Origin of the sequence: Marinilactibacillus sp. GCM10026970 (genome assembly GCF_042660675.1) — a bacterium.
Taxonomy (GTDB): domain Bacteria; phylum Bacillota; class Bacilli; order Lactobacillales; family Carnobacteriaceae_A; genus Marinilactibacillus.
In genome coordinates this window covers 80,822-98,756 of sequence record NZ_JBHSUL010000011.1, presented here as the reverse complement: position 1 = coordinate 98,756, position 17,935 = coordinate 80,822, and the positions used below count along the sequence as shown (strand labels likewise).

The 17,935-nt window shown below is 38.8% G+C and carries 15 protein-coding genes; 6 read left to right on the top strand and 9 right to left on the bottom strand.

Features of this window, described 5'->3' with window-relative positions; genetic code table 11:
- Positions 1–114: 114 nt before the first annotated feature.
- The 3 genes from ACFP65_RS04325 to ACFP65_RS04315 form a co-directional block, all read right to left on the bottom strand.
- Positions 115–1,314, bottom strand: coding sequence for an NAD(P)/FAD-dependent oxidoreductase (locus ACFP65_RS04325; RefSeq protein WP_379916230.1), 1,200 nt, complete (start codon positions 1,312–1,314; stop codon positions 115–117).
- Positions 1,315–1,328: 14 nt separating this feature from the next.
- Positions 1,329–2,129 (bottom strand): SDR family NAD(P)-dependent oxidoreductase, encoded by an 801-nt coding sequence (locus ACFP65_RS04320; protein WP_379916228.1) that lies wholly within the window; start codon positions 2,127–2,129, stop codon positions 1,329–1,331.
- Between the two features lie 171 nt (positions 2,130–2,300).
- Complete coding sequence (locus ACFP65_RS04315) at positions 2,301–2,804, bottom strand: hypothetical protein (RefSeq protein ID WP_379916226.1); 504 nt, start codon at positions 2,802–2,804, stop codon at positions 2,301–2,303.
- Between the two features lie 215 nt (positions 2,805–3,019).
- Here ACFP65_RS04315 and ACFP65_RS04310 point away from each other — a divergent pair, with 215 nt between their 5' ends.
- Positions 3,020–3,535 carry a cupin domain-containing protein gene (locus tag ACFP65_RS04310; protein ID WP_379916224.1) on the top strand — a complete coding sequence of 172 codons (516 nt, stop codon included), beginning with the start codon at positions 3,020–3,022 and terminating at the stop codon, positions 3,533–3,535.
- 97 nt (positions 3,536–3,632) lie between these two features.
- Here ACFP65_RS04310 and ACFP65_RS04305 read toward each other — a convergent pair whose 3' ends face one another.
- The 3 genes from ACFP65_RS04305 to ACFP65_RS04295 form a co-directional block, all read right to left on the bottom strand.
- Positions 3,633–4,652 (bottom strand): hypothetical protein, encoded by a 1,020-nt coding sequence (locus ACFP65_RS04305; RefSeq protein ID WP_379916222.1) that lies wholly within the window; start codon positions 4,650–4,652, stop codon positions 3,633–3,635.
- A gap of 96 nt (positions 4,653–4,748) precedes the next feature.
- The gene (gene pulA / locus ACFP65_RS04300; protein WP_379916220.1) at positions 4,749–6,758 is read right to left on the bottom strand and encodes a type I pullulanase; all 2,010 of its coding nucleotides are present in this window, start codon (positions 6,756–6,758) and stop codon (positions 4,749–4,751) included.
- Positions 6,759–7,004: 246 nt separating this feature from the next.
- Entirely contained in the window at positions 7,005–7,658 is a 654-nt protein-coding gene (locus ACFP65_RS04295; RefSeq protein ID WP_379916218.1) for a metal-dependent transcriptional regulator, read from the bottom strand.
- Positions 7,659–7,956: 298 nt separating this feature from the next.
- On the opposite strand from ACFP65_RS04295, the gene ACFP65_RS04290 reads away from it, so the two are divergent.
- From ACFP65_RS04290 to ACFP65_RS04275, 4 genes are read left to right on the top strand one after another with little or no spacing between them, the layout of a single operon-like run.
- Positions 7,957–8,901 carry a metal ABC transporter solute-binding protein, Zn/Mn family gene (locus ACFP65_RS04290; protein WP_379916216.1) on the top strand — a complete coding sequence of 315 codons (945 nt, stop codon included), beginning with the start codon at positions 7,957–7,959 and terminating at the stop codon, positions 8,899–8,901.
- Between the two features lie 32 nt (positions 8,902–8,933).
- Entirely contained in the window at positions 8,934–9,689 is a 756-nt protein-coding gene (locus ACFP65_RS04285; RefSeq protein ID WP_379916214.1) for a metal ABC transporter ATP-binding protein, read from the top strand.
- Entirely contained in the window at positions 9,689–10,618 is a 930-nt protein-coding gene (locus ACFP65_RS04280; protein WP_379916236.1) for a metal ABC transporter permease, read from the top strand. Before ACFP65_RS04285 ends, ACFP65_RS04280 begins: the two co-directional genes overlap by 1 nt.
- On the top strand, positions 10,615–11,523 hold the full coding sequence (locus ACFP65_RS04275) for a metal ABC transporter permease (protein ID WP_379916212.1): 909 nt from the start codon (positions 10,615–10,617) through the stop codon (positions 11,521–11,523). Before ACFP65_RS04280 ends, ACFP65_RS04275 begins: the two co-directional genes overlap by 4 nt.
- 66 nt (positions 11,524–11,589) lie before the next feature.
- Here the strand turns inward: ACFP65_RS04275 and ACFP65_RS04270 are convergent, their stop codons facing one another.
- The 3 genes from ACFP65_RS04270 to ppx form a co-directional block, all read right to left on the bottom strand.
- Positions 11,590–12,558: a LacI family DNA-binding transcriptional regulator gene (locus ACFP65_RS04270; RefSeq protein WP_379916210.1), complete on the bottom strand. Its 969-nt coding sequence runs from the start codon at positions 12,556–12,558 to the stop codon at positions 11,590–11,592.
- Between the two features lie 78 nt (positions 12,559–12,636).
- Positions 12,637–14,697 carry an RNA degradosome polyphosphate kinase gene (locus ACFP65_RS04265; RefSeq protein ID WP_379916208.1) on the bottom strand — a complete coding sequence of 687 codons (2,061 nt, stop codon included), beginning with the start codon at positions 14,695–14,697 and terminating at the stop codon, positions 12,637–12,639.
- A 33-nt stretch (positions 14,698–14,730) separates the two neighbouring features.
- Positions 14,731–16,290 carry an exopolyphosphatase gene (gene ppx, locus ACFP65_RS04260; protein WP_379916206.1) on the bottom strand — a complete coding sequence of 520 codons (1,560 nt, stop codon included), beginning with the start codon at positions 16,288–16,290 and terminating at the stop codon, positions 14,731–14,733.
- Positions 16,291–16,609: 319 nt separating this feature from the next.
- Between ppx and ACFP65_RS04255 the strand changes: the two genes are divergently transcribed.
- Positions 16,610–17,755, top strand: coding sequence for a 3D domain-containing protein (locus ACFP65_RS04255; RefSeq protein WP_379916204.1), 1,146 nt, complete (start codon positions 16,610–16,612; stop codon positions 17,753–17,755).
- Positions 17,756–17,935 lie beyond the last annotated feature (180 nt).

The window sequence follows — 17,935 nt, the reverse complement described above, 5'->3', positions numbered from 1 at the left end:
GCTCCTTTTGCTTACATAAACAAATAAGATCCACTGGAAAATCTCAAGTAGATTTCCCGGTGGATCTTATTATTTAACTGGGACTTTTGTCCCAGCCTCTTTTTGATGGAATAGTTAATCTTCCTGATTGCGAATGGCACCTTTTAATAATTCTGAAGATGCAGGAGGGTTATCAATCAGCTCACGAACTTTATCAAGGTCTGGTTCAACGTTCCACGTTAGAATCCCGACAGGTTTATCTTCTTTGAGGTAATAAACGACTTTTCCACCATCTACTTCATCAATGAGTAAATCTAATGATAAGTCGAGTGTTCCAATTGCTTTCCAAGAAATATCAAAGATCATAGAATAGAAGTAGGGGGTATGGTCATATGGTTCATTAATGCCAGCCATAATTTTACCTACTGCAGTACCTGAATTTCTAGCATGGTCCACATGTTCGATACGTTGTCTTCCCAGAATCGGGTCAGGATAAGAAGCGATGTCGCCTGCTGAATAGATGTCGGGATCTGATGTGCGAAGGTACTCGTCAACGATTACGCCATCATCTACATCAAGACCAGCATCTTTTGCTAAGTCCAGTACAGGAGCTACGCCTAAACCTAAAACAATAGAGTCTGCCTCTACCGTATTTCCATTATCTAGATGAAGTACCAACTTGTCGCCTTCTTTAGTATATTTTTCTGCACGTGTCTTACTAATCATTTCGATACCATGATCTACGTATGTTAATTCATATTCTTTAGCGATTTCTTCGGGGAAACGATTGTCGCCCAAAGTGTTTTGTGGATAAATCAATGTGACTTTTGTATTATTTAGAGCTAGATTGGCAGCGAGTTCTGTACCAATATAACTACCACCCACAACGGCAACATGTTGATGGTCTCCCGAAAGGCTACGTAATTTAGTGTAGTCTTCAAATGATCTGAATGCGAAAACTTTATCATCTTCAGGACCATCGATTACTTGAGGTTTACCCCCTGTAACTAGTAATAATTTTCTATATTTAACTACATCACCAGTGTCTGTTGTGACGGTGTGAGCTTCTTTATCGATGGAAGTCACTTCTGTTTCAAGCATGAGTGTCGCTTGATGTTCTTCACGAACATTATAGAAAATCTGATCTGTTGTAAAAGAATCATCGGTCCATAACTTTTTAGATAGCGCAGGACGTTCGTATGGTCGGTCAGAATCAGCAGAAATGACGCCAATTGTTCCAGCTTTATCGGCTTCACGAATTCCGGCTACAGCGTTCCCAGCTGCAATCCCACCACCGACGATTACATAATCAAAATATCGTTGTTCTTTATCCATAAATAACTCTCTCCTTAGTTAATTGTAGCTACTGAACCAGCATCTACTCTGTAATTTGAACCATTGACGAATGAAGCTCTATCTGAACACAAAAATGAAATCACTGCCGCGACTTCTTCGGCTTTACCGCGACGTTTCAATTCTAAATGTGGTCTTTCTTCATCCAAGAAAGTTTCCACAGCTTTATCAAAGGACACTTCCATTTTCTTGGACCGTTTTTCCATCATTTCATCCGTCATGGGTGTTTCAATAAAGGCAGGAGACACGACATTTACCAGTAAGCCTTCTTTTGCATAGGAACGAGACAACCCTTTGGCAAAAGAAAGAACCCCTGCTTTTGCGGAGTCATAAGGTAACTCATCTTTATACGGTTGTACTGCATTTTCGGAAGCTAGGTAAACGATGCGTCCCCAACCACCATTTCTCAGGTCAGACAAAAATTCTCTCGTTACACGAACGGGTCCAAGCAAGTCGACCTCGATGGTTTCTACCCAACCGGCATCGTCGATCTCGTGGAACATACCTTGAACACCAGAAGTCCCAGCGTTTTGAACTAGAATATCAATTTCTCCAACGGTTTCTTTTATATAGTTGTGCAGGGCTTTTATACTATCGATCTCTGTAATATCTGCCGGATAAGCATAGACAGTTCCTAGATCCTTTAGTTCTTTAGCGACTTTATTTAGCTGATCTTCTTGTTTGTCTGTCAAAATAACGACTGCTCCCTCGGACAACAATTGTTTTGCTGTTGCTTTCCCGATACCTGAATCGGACCCAGTGACCAGTGCGATTTTACCTTTGATGCCTAAATCCATTAAGAACGCCTCCGATTATAATGTGCATTAAAAAGTTAAATAAATCTTGTTACTTTTCAGATTACTATTAAAAAAATAAAACTGCAATTAATCAGCTTATAATAGATAAAATACAAAAAGCAGGTATCTCCCAAGGTAGATAGGGAAGGTACCTGCTTAAAAATTGATTTATTAAGTGAACTGTACATAAATATCGATGTCATAGGGTTCAAACGCTTCGACAACTTTTTCTTTTGTAGTATCGTACTCTTTATAGTAGCCACCAACCACATATGCATAGGCTGTCAGCATAAACTGATCGTAATATTCGCTAAGCTTGCCACTGATTGATTCTGGAATTGTGCCGATAGAAATACCTTCTACGGAAACAGTGAACGTTTCACTTTGAGGAACTAAGTTCACATTTATTGTCGTAATCGCATCGTATTTATAGACACGTTTTGATAGTGGTGTAAAATCAGAATTTTTTTTACCTGTGTAAAAATTTTTGAAAGGATCTTCTTTGACCATTTTTGCGACAATCATTTCAATCACTTCTTGACTACTAGTTATTTTCTTTGCAGAAATTTTAGTTTCAAATTGTATTTTCTGACATTTATTTTCTTGAGTTTTTTCAGTTCTACAAGAGGAAGTAGGTGTTTTTGACTTTGATTTGAAAATATCGAATAGTTTCATAATCGCGCCTTTCTATATAAGCATTGTTCTATTAGATTTGTGGATAAGTCTGAGGGCTCCATCTAATACTAGGATACTTAAACTATAAATTTTTGTCAAACCATAGCTTGTGTTATTATAAAAATATTAATATAATAAAGATGTAAGATGGTATGCTTGAAATAGAAATGTCATGATGAGATACTAGATGAAATGATGGAAAAGGGGATAGAGAAATGATACAACAAATCCTTCTTGAAGAAAATAAACCTTATCCCAACAATAGTCTTCCAGTATTAGTTTATCCTGGAGTTTTTAAAGACTTAGTCAGTCAAAATTATCCTGCAAAGGTTGTAATAGACCAGTTGGCGGAACATCAGTATACAAATGCATGGGTAAATGGTATTTTTGATTACCATCACTTTCATTCAAATACCCACGAAGTATTAGTCTGCCTTTCGGGAGAAGCAACTATCCAGCTCGGAGGACCTAGTAGCAAAACGATTACGTTCACTCAAGGAGACGTGATTCTGCTACCAGCTGGTACAGCTCATAAAAGACTGAAAGCTTCTAAAGATTTTAGTATTGTAGGTGCGTATCCAAATGGCAAAGAGTTCAATACGTACAAAGAGAAGGACGTTCAGTCAGAAGAACAGTTTTGGAAAATCAAAAGAGAAGTGAAGAAAGTTGACTTACCTGAAAGAGATCCTATCCAAGGTAAGAATGGTGCTGTTCAAAAATACTGGGGATAGAAAAAAGACTATTCCTTCTTGTCAGTTTAAACATTTAACCTAATAAAGAGGTCATAACTCCTGCAAAAGGAATTATGACCTCTTTATTTATTAATCATTAAAAGTCTAAATCATCATCTTCTTTTTTCGTTTTATAGCTTTCATCTGGTCGTGCCGCTTCTTTGTCTTTTTTCAAAATGTTTCTCCACCAAACGAATAGAAGACCTACGAGAACAGCACCACCGGCAATGATAGCTGGCGTTATCCAGGGACTTTGCGTTGTCGTCATCATCCGATCCGCCGTTTCTTGGAAACTTCTGGCAAAATACTCATCATCTTCTATATCGGATTCGTAATAACGAGCAAGATAATCATATAATATATCCTGAGCTTCTCGATCCATAACACTACGAGCTTGAGATCCCACTTCGGCTCCTACATAGTATTCAGCGAGTGAGAATGAGTCGCTTCTGAAATAAAATATTAAAGCATGTGCTTCATCTGTAAATAAATCATCGTACAATTCCGCTTGAAATGCAGTTATTTCATCTTGAGTAGGGTTCGCATTTCCATTAATCTCTTCTGTGATATAAAGATACGGCTGAACGCCTGTTTCATTGTAAAAATGACGCATACCATTTTCTAACGTCGTCGCATTACCAATCCAACCAGGAATATCTGTGAAGTACTCTGTTTCATTGACAGCACCCGGTTCTAGCGGTGTCCGTTCTCTTGAAGAAGATTGAATGGAGCCGCTATTAGAATTAGAGTAATTAGATCCTCCAAACATACCGACACCACCAATGAAATTCAGTAGGACAATAAAGAATAAAAATGGACCAAGACAACCTAGAAGTCCACAACCGCCACCAGGTCCACCACCGTAATATCTTCTACGACCCCAGCCCCAACTTCGACCGTAGCCCCAACCACCACCGTAGTAGCCACCGCCACCAAAACCACCGCGTGGACTACCAAAATTTCTATTAGAGCCGCCTCGATTGCTGCCTCCGCCAAGGCTTCCGCGTCTACCGCTACTATTTCCTCCTAAACGGCCAGAGCTACCTCTGCTGCCACCAAAAGAGCCACCACTAGAGCGGCCACCGCCCATACCGCCGCCTCCACCTCGTCTACCCATAATATTCACTCCTTCATTTGTTTTATGATAGTTTTATCGTATCACACTTACTAATTAACTTACATCGTACTAGAGTAGGATGTTTGATTGTAACTATCAGTCAGCTACTAGAATCAATACTTCTCTTGGATTGATAATGAACTCTTGACCAGCTTGTACCCCTAAAGATTCTGTTCCAGCGGTATGCCTGTTTGCAATGATTGTCCATTCTTCGGGTAAAGGATGAGAAGAATGAAGTTGAATGGTTTCAGGCGTTAAGCTCGTATTCATGATAACGGCCATTTGTGACCACTCAGGGTGTTCTTCTAACGTATTCGGAATGGTATAAGCAATCAGGTTTTCTCTAAGTTCCGTGAAATGCATTTTCTCAGCAGTTTGGTTTGTCTGATCTCTTAATGGAGCGTAGGCTTTTCTAATCTGGATCATTCCCTTGTAGTAATCCAATAAATCTTTGTTTTCCACTGTCTGTGACCAGTTCAGTTGATTCGTCTCAATAGAGGAGTTAAAGCTATTCTCGTCACCAAATTTCGTACGTCCGAACTCTTCACCAGCCTGCATGAAGATACCACCTTGAGCAGTAAATAGTAAAGCCGCATTCAGTTTGTTCACTTGAACTACCTCTTCATGGCGGTCAAAGTTTTCATCGTCTCTCAGTGTCAGTACGAGTTTGTCATATAAAGGTAGATTATCATGCGCAGAAGAGTAGTTGACGACTTGAGTTGGATTTTTAGCCCAAGCTTTTTCTTCTGGAAGAGAAAAATCACCTACGACACTTTGAGTATTTGCTAGTAGGCTACCAATCAGATCACCGTTCATGTAGGCACTATCTTCATATCCATTAGCGCCTTGAAGAAATGCGCCTTTATGTTCGTCAAATACAGGTCCTTTGATAGAGTCACGAAAATCATCGTTGAATATCGCAATACCATCAGCAAGTTGCTGGACATGAAATTTATCAGCAGGCATATTAGGCTCATGAATTTCCACGCTACCAGCATTCCAAGGTTCCCCGTATAGAAGGAGATCTTCCATACCGGCTTCATTAAAGGCTTGTCGGATCTGGTTCATTGTCTCGACATCATGTAGGCCCATAAGGTCAAACCTGAAACCATCCAAGTGATATTCTTTAGCCCAGAAAAGTAGAGAGTCAATCATGTATTTACGCATCATTTTTCGTTCACTAGCTGTTTCATTGCCACAGCCAGATCCATTCGTGATATTGCCTTGTTCATCTTGACGGTAGTAATAATCAGGAACAGTGGACTGGAAACAAGAGTCATCATAGGTAAAGGTGTGATTATAAACGACATCTAGTATAACTCCGATATTTTGATTGTGCAGGCTTTGAACCATTTGCTTAAATTCACTGATGCGTGAAGCTGGATCGCTAGGATTTAAACTATATTTGCCTTCGGGAACCATATAATTCTTTGGATCGTAACCCCAGTTGTATTGAGAACCCATTTCATCGTTATCAAAATCGAAAGCGGGAAGGAGGTGCACGTAATTCAGGCCAAGAGATTTCAGATACTGAATACCTGTTGGAGATTCAAAAGAGGGGTCATTGTTCAAATAGGTGTCTGTTTCAGTAAAGGCTAAATACTTTCCTCGATATTCTTCTGAAAACCCAGCCTGTTCATCACTGGAAAAATCTTCCACATGTACTTCCCAAATCATCGCTTCTGTGATCGAAGATTGTCTAACTGGATGATCGTTGGACCAACCTACTGGGTCAGTGGCGGATAAATCTAAGATTGCAGATCGATTACCGTTAAGGCCGACTGCTTTACTATAGATATCTTGAGTTTCCGTCTGTGTTCCTGAACTGTGCTGGAATCGATAAGTGTAAAATTGTCCAGCCAGATCCCGATCAATCGTGACTGTCCAAACCTTATCTTTTTCAACCATTTCAATCTGTTCGATTAAGGTTTCATCGTCGGCATTCCCAGTTTGATAGAGGTTCAAGGTAACAGATACTGCAAGCGGAGACCATACTTTGAAAGTGGATGCTTCTTTGGAATACGTTAAGCCAAGATCAGCTTGGTCATATGCCTGTTCTTCTAAGTAAACAATTTTTTGTTGAATAGAATCTAATGTTTTTTCCAAGTGTTTTTCCTCCGTTAAATACCAATATAATCGGTCAAAAAAGAAAAACTGACCGTAAATAAGATGATCAATACCGTCACTGGCATTGAATCTCCTTTTATTAACTATAGCAATCTTAAAAAATAAAAGCTTGTAAAAACATTTTAAACTTGATCAAGAGACCATAGACTCAAAAGGATTTCAAGGGAAAAAAGATACAAAAAAAGTGAGCGTCATAAAGACTGCTCACTAATGATATGGTTGAAATCAGGATACTATTTTCACGAGTATTTTAAAGGCTGCTTTATGACTGATAATAGTCTCTAGCCCCTCAGTAGACTGCAAGGTCAAAGGACCTTCGTATGGTTCAATTTCCTTTAAAACATATTCATTTCCTAGTTGAACATTTTTGTGCAGGAGATATTCTAAGAACTCTTGCTGATCATTTACTTCTTTGATGATAAAGTGAGTGCCCGTCTTGAGCTCGACAAGTGGTGTATGATCCAACTTTTCAGTCGTTCCATCTTTATTTGGAATTACCCCACCGTGAGGATCATATTGTGGTTCACCCAAAAAGAGATCGAGCCTTTCAATCAAGGCATCAGATGAAGCGTGTTCCAGTAAATCTGCATCTGCATGGACTTCGTTCCAATCGTAGCCCAATTTTTCGGACAAGAAAACTTCCCAGAGGCGGTGCTTACGGATAAGTTTATGGGCGATTTGTAGTCCTTCAGGAGTGAGCCGCACGCCTTGGTAGGGTGTATGAGTCAGCAAACCCTCTTTTAAAAGTCGACCATTCATCTCAGTCACAGAAGCTGCTGAGACCGAGAGTGCCTTCACTAGGCTTTTATTTGTAACGACATCACTTTCGCCGCCATGCTCATAGATTGCTTTAATATAGTCTTCTTTGTTTGGTGTCATGGATGTTACTCCTTATATAAGCTTTATTATCGGTATAATCGACTGTATCTTGTATAGAGAATCGAAAGATTATTTGTTGCAAAAAGTTCATTTTACATTCTTTTGCGTCAACTGACAAGAAACTGCGTAGTATTTTTGTCTAATGACAGTATAACGTATGAAGAGGGAAACAGACAAACGCAATTTAAAATAGGAGATAATCACTTAAGAAATTATTCAGTTGACTATAAAATATTTTTAGGGTAAGCTAAAAATTGTAAACTGAGTATAATCTAAATCAGAAAGAGTGCAAATTGAGATGAAAAAACTAATTGGGTTTATGATGTTCATGAGTATGCTGCTACTGACAGCATGTTCGAGTGAGCAAGAAGTACAAAAAACAGGTGAAGAACCAATTAATGTTGTAGCAACAACTACGATGATCGCGGACCTGGTTCGAAATATTGGTGGAGAATACGTAGAGGTTACTGGACTCATGGGACCAGGAGTTGATCCACATACTTATCAACCTTCCGCTTCAGATGTTTATACAATGGACGAGGCAGATATGATTGTTTATAACGGATTGCATCTTGAAGCGCAATTCATCGAAATGTTTGAACAGTTTGAGTCTAGAGGCGTGCCTACAGCTGTTATTTCCGAAGGGATTCCAAGTAGCGAGTATCAAACGGTTGGTGGCGAAGGCAGCACGGAATACGATCCACATATCTGGTTCAGCGTAAACAATTGGATCGATGCTTCAGAATATGTCGCAGAACAACTTGCTGAATATTATCCAGAACATGCGACAATCTACGAAGCAAATGCTCAAGCCTATGTTAGTGAGCTAACAGAGTTATCAGACTATATCAAGACAAGAATTGAAGAAGTTCCAGAACAATCTCGCTACCTGGTTACTGCTCATGACGCGTTCCAGTACTTTGGCCGAGAATTCCATTTTGAAGTCGTTGGATTGCAAGGGGTGAATACCCAGACTGAAGCAGGGACTGGCGATATCAGTGGCTTAGCAAACTTTATTGCAGAGCATAAAATTGGTGCGGTGTTTGTAGAAAGCTCCGTTTCTTCTAGAAACATTGAAGCGCTGATCGAAGCGGTTAGTAGTAGAGGGCAAGAACTGCATAACGCAGGAGAATTGTATTCAGATGCGCTAGGTGATGAACAGCACGATACAGAAACATATATTAAAATGTATCGCTCCAATATTGATACAATCGTAGATGCTTTGAATGGCTCAGGAAATTAAAGTTTAAAAGATGATGAAAGAAGGACAAAGAAATGAAACAGCAGAATGCTATCGAAATTAGTCAATTGACCGTTGCTTATGATGCAAAACCAGTACTTTGGAATACCTCGGTTGGATTTAGAATGGGAAAACTAACCGCTATCGTAGGTCCAAACGGTGCCGGTAAATCGACCTTAATCAAAACAATGCTTGATTTTATCAAACCGGTCACAGGAAAAGTTGCTTATTCTATAAAAGAGCAAGCATATGCCTATAAAGAAGTGAAAAATCATATTGCCTATGTTCCGCAGAACAGCTCAGTAGATTGGGATTTTCCTGCAACTGTTTTGGATGTGGTCTTAATGGGAAGATACGGTAAACTGGGATGGTTTAAACGTCCAGGAAAAAAAGATAAAGCGATTGCCAAGGATATGCTGAACAAAGTTGGGATGCCGACATTTGCGAACAGACAGATCAGTCAGCTTTCAGGTGGCCAGCGCCAAAGAGTCTTTTTAGCCCGTGCACTTGCTCAGGAAGCGGATATTTATATGCTAGATGAACCACTTGCAGGAGTCGATATCAAAACAGAACGCATCATCATGGATCTCTTACGGGAACTGTCCAGACAAAATAAAACAGTGATTGTTGTTCATCACGATCTACAGACTGTGGAAGAATACTTTGACGATGTTGTGTTCATTAACCAAGAAGTGTTAAACAGTGGGCCAATTAATCAAGCCTTCTCAAAAGAGACGATTGAAGAAACGTATCGTCAGGATCGGAACCTTGGAGAAGGGGATGACGTGTGATGTGGAATCAAGTCATAGCCTTATTCAATGACTACACCTTTCAAATCGTGGCACTCGGAACAGGATTTCTCGGGCTGTTGAGCGGAGTAGTCGGAACATTTGTAACCTTGAAGAAAGAAAGTCTCTTAGGAGATGCTTTGAGTCACTCTGCTTTACCGGGAATTGGAATCGGATTTCTTTTGATTCAAAGCAAAGAACTGATCGTGTTATTACTAGGAGCCGCAGTGTCAGGATTACTTGCTACAGGCTTGATTCATCTGATGAGTAAGAAGACGACAATTAAATTTGATAGTGCGCTGTCTTTGGTGCTGTCGAGCTTTTTCGGGTTGGGTCTTGTTATCATGACCTACATTCAAGGAAGTCCAAATGCGCAGCAAGCCGGGCTGGATAACTTTATTTTTGGACAAGCCAGCGCTATGCTGATTCGCGATGTTCGTTTGATAGCGATTGTCGGAATAATCATCTTACTTCTAATCGGTCTATTCTGGAAGGAATTCAAATTATTCACATTTGACAGCGACTTTGGTAAGACAATGGGCTATTCAGAAAGATTCGTTGAAATGGTTCTGTCTACCATGATTGTTGTAACAATTATTCTAGGATTACAATCAGTCGGAGTGATTCTAATCAGTGCCTTGCTAATCGGTCCCGCTGTAGCAGCTAGACAATGGTCAGATAAATTGAATATCGTCGTTATCTTATCAGGGATCGTTGGCTTCGTATCTGGAATTTCAGGAACACTGATTAGTTCAATCGGTAATCGGATTCCCACGGGGCCTTCGATTGTGGTCGTACTGAGTGTATTCGTATTAAGCAGTTTATTTTTCTCTCCTAAAAGAGGCATTATCGCAAAACGTTCTTCTTATCGTAAGCAGAAAAGAATGATTGAACAACAGCTACAAGCAATGAAAGAAGGTCAGGGTAAATGAGTATTATAACTGAAATCACGCTGATCGCAGTCGTCGTATCTATTGCCTGCGCACTACCAGGCGTTTTTCTGGTTCTGAGAGGGACAACAATGGTATCGGATGCCATTACTCATACGGTTCTTTTAGGAATCGTTATCGCTTTTTTCATCACTAGAGATTTGAATTCACCTTTACTACTCATTGGTGCAACATTAACGGGTGTATTTACTGTATGGGCTATAGAAGCTTTGCAGAGAACCAAGTTACTTGGAGATGATGCAGCAATTGGTGTAGTTTTTCCATTATTCTTTAGTATCGCGATTATTTTAATTACACGCTTTACAGGAGATATTCATCTGGATCAGGATACTGTGTTAATGGGTGAACTTGCTTTCGCCCCTTTTAGAAGATTGACCATATTTGGAATCGACATCGGAGCAAGAGCATTTGTAACTATGCTCGTCATCTTGTTGATCAACACGGGGTTCATTGCTTTATTCTATAAAGAGTTGAAAGTAACCACATTTGACGCTGCTTTTGCAGCTGCTATGGGCTTTTCACCAGCGCTGATCTATTATGGTCTGATGACATTAGTTTCATTGACAGCTGTTGGTGCATATGACTCAGTGGGATCCATTCTTGTGGTTGGCTTTATGGTAGGACCTGGACTGACAGCGTATTTGCTGACGCATGAATTAAAGAAAATGATTGGACTTGCAGTAGTATTCGCGGTAATCAATAGTGTGATAGGAGTGAGACTGGCTTTTGCACTGGATAGTTCAATCGCTGGAATGATTGCTGTCGTAACAGGAATAACTTGTCTAATCGCTTTTATCTTTTCACCTAAAAAAGGTCTAATCAAAAGTACCCTCACAAGAAAACGAGAACAGAAGATTTTTGATGACAAAATTAAAAATATTGGATGATTACGATGCAAAAAGGACGTTTCAAATTAGTTAACTAATTTGAAACATCCTTTTTTGTCTATCTTTTTAAGTGGTTTCACGTTTGATCAATTTAAAGTCTAGCGGATAAAGATCCACAGATTCTTTTTTTAGACCATTTAATAATAACCTACAGGCATTTTTGCCTTGTTCATCAATGGCATAATCAATCGTCGTAATATTCATAAAGTCACTGATTTCTAAATTATCAAATCCGATGATTGCAACATCTTCAGGGATACGATAACCGAGAGATTTCAGTCTAGACACCATAACAGCTGCAATCGTATCGGAATGAGCAACAATTGCATCCGGTTTGTCGGAGAAATTGTGGTACCAAGATACAATCTCCTCAGCTTGTTCCGTTCTTAAAACGTCCAAAAACGGTTCAGAAGGGTGGGGCGTAATATCGTGTGTACGACAAAAATCCTGATAGGCCTGAATTCTACGCTTCGTATTGAGGCCATATGCCGTACTATATAAATTTAAAATATTTCGGTACCCTTCATTCCAGAGATACTCTAAAGTTTTAATATATCCATCGTAATGATCGATAAAGACGGAAGGAATCGTTTCTGAGTCTATGTTGTGCAAGGTAACGATTGGACCGTAATGCGCGTATTCTTCTAATACGTCCCACTCATTGGCACGATATACTAAAAAGATGCCGTCGAGTTGTTTGGACTTTAGCATATCAAAGGCTTCCAGTTCACGTTTACGGTCACTTTTAGTGATAAACAGAGTAGAAGTATATCCAGACTCATGGGCAAGTTCCATAAACGGATTGATCCGGGCAATGGCTGTGTCATTGAACTGCGTACTAATAATTCCAAGGTTTTTAGTAGCCCCTTTTCTTAAATACTGAGCATTTCGATTTGGTGTATACCTAAGCTCTTTTACAGCTCTTTCTACTTTAATTCTAGTTTCTTTTCCTACGTAACCACTTGAGTTCATCACTCGAGAAACCGTTGCAGAAGAAACGCCTGCAAGCTTGGCAATATCTTGAATAGTCGTCAATCTGATTCCTCCTTCAGCACTACCAGTATAGCAGATTTTTACTAAAGGCAGTATAAAATCAAGAGGCTTATGCTGATCTTAAAAATAATGCATGAGTCGATTTTGAGAACTGATGGCTTTTTTACCTTCAGGGGTTCTTTTAATGTAAGTAGCGTCTGGACCGAGAACCCAAGCTTTTGTATTATCATACAAGTACAATTTCATGATGTTGATCACATGTTGTTTCCATTTTTCATCGAGAATTGGAAAAGCGAGTTCGATCCGTTTGGTCATATTACGTGTCATCATATCGGCAGAAGAAAGATAAAGTTTATGGTCGCCATTATTGTTAAAAAAGTAAACGCGACTGTGTTCAAGGAAACGTCCGACAATACTGTGAACACGGATATGTTCACTCACGCCCTCAATGCCAGGAATGAGACAACAGATTCCTCTGATAATCAAATCTACTTTTACGCCAGCTTGACTTGCTTCAAAGAGTTTCATGATCATCTTTTTATCGGTCAGTGAGTTCATTTTGGCGACGATGTGACCATTACCATAGTGTTTGTGCAATTCAATTTCATTGTCAATCCTATCGATAAAGGTGTCTCGCATTTCAAAAGGAGACACGTGTAGATACTGATAATCTGCTTGATTGGAGTAACCGCTCAGGTAGTTAAAGAAATCTGCTACATCTTGAGTTAGTATGGGATTGGTCGTGATGATACCCATATCTGTATAAAATTTAGCTGTCTGTTCGTTGTAATTTCCTGTTCCTAGATGAGCGTAACGCTTGAAGCCATTATGATCTTTTTTGACGATAAGTGTAGCTTTGCTATGTGTTTTAAGATTTTTCATTCCATAAATGATATGAGCGCCGGCTTCTTCTAGTTCTTTGGCCCAGTGTACGTTATTGGCCTCATCGAACCGTGCTTTTAATTCAACGAGAACCGTTACTTGAATATCTCGCTTAGCAGCTCTTTTCAATGCTTCAATGAAGGGAGAAGCACTACTGACACGGTATAAAGTCTGCTTAATGGCAATGGTATTAGGATCTTCAACAGCGTTTCGAACCAGGTCAATAACCGGTTTAAAAGAATCGAACGGGTGATGAAGAAAGAAGTCTTGTTTTTCAGCTGTCTTAACAATATTATTATTTTTTAAGATACTCGGGTAATCCGGTGTGAAGCGTGGAAAAACGGCATCAGGTAATACATTCTGTAAATTTGAAGCGATAGAAGATAACACAGTTAGATCTAATGGACCTTCAACGTTATAAACATCGCGTTCCAATATATCTAATTCATCCATCAAATAAGCAACGTCTTCTTTAAATGTAGCTGAAATCGAACGAGCGTCAATTTCTAATCTTACGACCATACCCGCTTTTCGTTTCTCAAGATAATCTTCAATAACAGATAGTAAATCTTCAGCACCACTTTCCTGTATTTCCAGATCAGCATTACGAGTGATTCGGAAAGTAAAAGAATAATCGAGATCGTACCCTATAAATAATTCATCAAGAAAGTAAAACAAAATATCTTCAGTGAAGAGTATGACGCGACGATCTTCGCATTCTAGAACGTGATATCGTTCAATCAGAGGTGGAACCGGTAAAATAGCGATAAAAGGACCTTCTTGTGTTTTTAGCCGCACAAAAAGATGGATAACACCGTCATTCAAGTGGGGGAATGGACGATAAGCATCCACTCCAAAAGGTGTAATAGCCGGTTTGATATGGTTTCGAAAAATTTCTGCGGCTTCTTCCAGCTGATCAGGAGCCAACTCAGCAGGTAACTTAAAGTCGACCTTTTTTTCCTCTAATTCAACTTTCAACTGATCAAAGGATAGATATTGATCAGAAACCAGCTTTCGATTTTTCTTCGCAATTTCTTCTAATTGTTTTTCAGGACCCCATTGTTTTTTGGAGTCTGGTTCAAGAAAGCCTAACTTTAACTGGTCTTGAAGACCAGCTACGCGTACTTTAAAGAATTCGTCTAGATTAGAACTACTAATAGAAATAAATTTAAGCTTTTCTAGTAAGGGGTTAGTAGGATCGGCTGCTTCTGCAAGAACACGAGCATTAAAGTCTAACCAGGATAATTCTCTGTTTTGATAGTAAGACGGATTTTGTAAATCAATGGACGAGTGCTGCATGGAATTCCCTCCGAATAACTTGATTAATAATGATTAATTACCTGTTTCACTTTTAAATGTAATATGAACGGTGTCTCCTAGAACCCGTTCAAAATGGTTCTTATGCTTATTGGCACGATACTTCTCTGCGATGACTTCGCCGTTATAGGTTACGATCAGTTCATATTTATCTTCTGAATCTTTGTCTTTATTTTTAGATAATTGAATATCTTTGACCATATTGACATGTGTATCGTTCAGCGCTTCTGCAAATTTAATCACACTTCCAAGGCTAAGCAGTAGATTTGCTTCGTCGTCACTGAACCAATCGTCTACAGTATGGATATACTGATTGAACAAAGATCGGTTTTTGTAACTCGCTAACAAAGCCAAACGAACGCGATCATAGTGATTGAATCCGTGAAGATTGCTATTTGAGATAATATAAAACGTATGTTGAGACTTGGAATCGTCTTCGATATAGCTTCCTAAGTTATAAAGAGAGGCTGCGTAATGAACAAGGATGAGATGTTCTTCATCTATATCAATGATTTCTTTATCTTTTAGCAAATTCAACAGGCGGTCTGCAAGTAAAATACGCTGGTAAGCCCCAATTGTGCGAATATTATAGCGTTTACTCATGCGCTCAACAGTTTGACGCTTGATATCATATAGCTCGTAAGGCTGATTGTCTGTACGATTAATATAATCGATTATCAGACCTTCTCGTAAACCGCGACTACTGATTGCAAAATCTGTTGAATCCATGAAGTCAAATAACTCGAGAAAGACTAGACCAGCAGGTATGATAATGTCTTTGCGATCTTCGCTTAATCCATCTAGTTTGGATAATTGTTGAAAAGAAGTATCCGCAATTAAATCAAATGTTTCCTCTAATTCGTCTCCTGTCATCATGTAACCGTGAATGCCCGCGATGGGGTAATCATGTTGACGCTGATGAATGTCTGCAAGATTTCGCGCAGACCCTCCAATTCCAATTAGAGGCACTTTGACATCGGGTAACCACTTTAAAGAGGTGAATTGTTCATTGACCCATTTTCGTGCTTTATCAATGGCCTTTTTATCGTTATGATCTTTACCATCAAAAAACTGTTTTTTCAAGCTAACGACACCAAACGGGAAACTATGAGAATCAACGACTTGTTTATCTTTAAATAACGTTAACTCCGTACTACCCCCACCAATATCTATAGTTACACCATTTTTAAGATCCATTGTATGCCTAACAGCATAATTTCCGTAAAAAGCTTCTTCTTCTTCTTTTAAAATACGTAGCTTAAGGCCAGTTTTCTCTTTCACAGTCTTCAAAATGGCTTTAGCATTCGTCGATTGTCTAATAGCTGCAGTAGCTACTGGAATCATTGATTCAATATGATATCTTTCGGCAATCTCAGTGAAACTTTCAAGAGTTGTAACCAGTACAGAGATTCCTTTTTTACTCATCGTACCGTCTTTTTCCAAATATTGAACAAGCCTAGCGGGTGTTTTAATATTTTGTAATTCAGTAATTGTTTGATTCTGATCGATTTCAAATATGACTAATCTGATTGTGTTCGATCCGACATCGATTAGTCCGACTCTTTGATTTGTCATGTAAGCGGTCTCCCTTATACTCTATAATCTCATTTCTCCTTTTATCATACAGAAAAAAAGAGGTATTTGTCGAAAAATACACGATATATTACAAAAATATTACATTAGAGGCGAAAAGCGCTATTATCTACTCTTAGGTTACAGAGATCGTGTGAGATCACTTGTTCTGAATTGTAAATAAGAAAGGTTTGTAATAAATTGTAAGATAATCGAAATGTTCCGAGGGTGTATTCTATGTATAATTGCAAAGCAAAGTGCAATTATATGGAATTTATTATTCATCAAAAATTTTAATTAAGAAAGGTTGTTCTTACACGCCATGAAAAAATGGATAACAGGATTTGCTGTATTAGCAATAGGGTTCACACAATTATTGACGACTCAAGTTGTTTCAGCTGATTCATTAAATGACATCCGTCAGCAGCAAGAACAGAAAAAAAGTGATATCAGTACCATACAAAGAGATATCGCTAAAGCATTAGAAGAAACCAGTACATTAAGTGGAGAAATTGAAAAACTTAATGAGGAAATTTCTGAAAAAGAAGTAACCATCCAAAACAAAGAAGTCGAAATCGGCGAACAAGAGAAGCTTGTAGAAGCAAGGTTAGAACAAGCAGGTGCAAGATTACAATCTCTTCAAAAAAGCGAAGCTACCAACAACGTTGTCAAAGCAATATTAGAAGCAGAAAGCCTTACAGATTTGTTTAATCGTGCGTTAGTTGTTATGCAGTTGACAGATGCTGGGAACCAACAAATCGAAGAAGCACAACTAGAAGTTGATACATTGGCAGAGATGCAAGCACAACTGGTCACAGAAAAAGAATCATTGAATGAGGACTTAGCTTTAGTATCAGAACAAAAGTCTTCATATGATAAAAAAATATCTGCTCTAGAAACACTGGTTAAAGACAATCAGTCACAATTGACTCAATTAGAAGATAAAGAAGCGGATGAACTTGCCAAAATCGAAGAAGCGCGTCAAGCTGCTCGAGAAGAAGCAATAAAAGCAGCTGAAGAACTTGCAGCGAAAGAAGCAGAAGCTGAGGAAGAAGCCATTGTTTCTACTTCTTCAAGCAAACCAGAAACTACAAAAGAAGAAACTGTAGAAGCTGCTGAAGTTAAACCAGAAGTAAAAGAAGAAGCTAAAACAGAAAAACCAGCTGAAAGTACAAGCTCAAATGGACGTACTGTTCAAGTGAGTGCAACTGGATATTCTACACAACAAGCTAACTTGAGTACACATACAGCTACTGGAATTGACTTGAGAGTGAATCCAAGAGTCATTGCAGTAGATCCATCCGTTATCCCATTAGGTTCAACAGTAGAAATTCCTGGAAAAGGGATTTATATTGCTGGAGATACAGGTGGCGCAATTAAAGGAAATAAAATCGATATTCACTTCTCAACTGTTTCAGAAGCATTCGCATGGGGAAGAAAAAATATCACAGTTAAAATTTTGAACTAATCTATTCTTATAATCAGAAAAGCAGCTGCTCTTAAAAGTAGCTGCTTTTTTAATGGTCAAATTTTGAAAATGTAGTGCTTGGGATGAATTGACAAACTCGTGACAGAAGAAGTATAGACGTATCTGATCCTGTTTCATATACCTGACAAATGTTCCCATTTCTGCTAAAATAACAATATT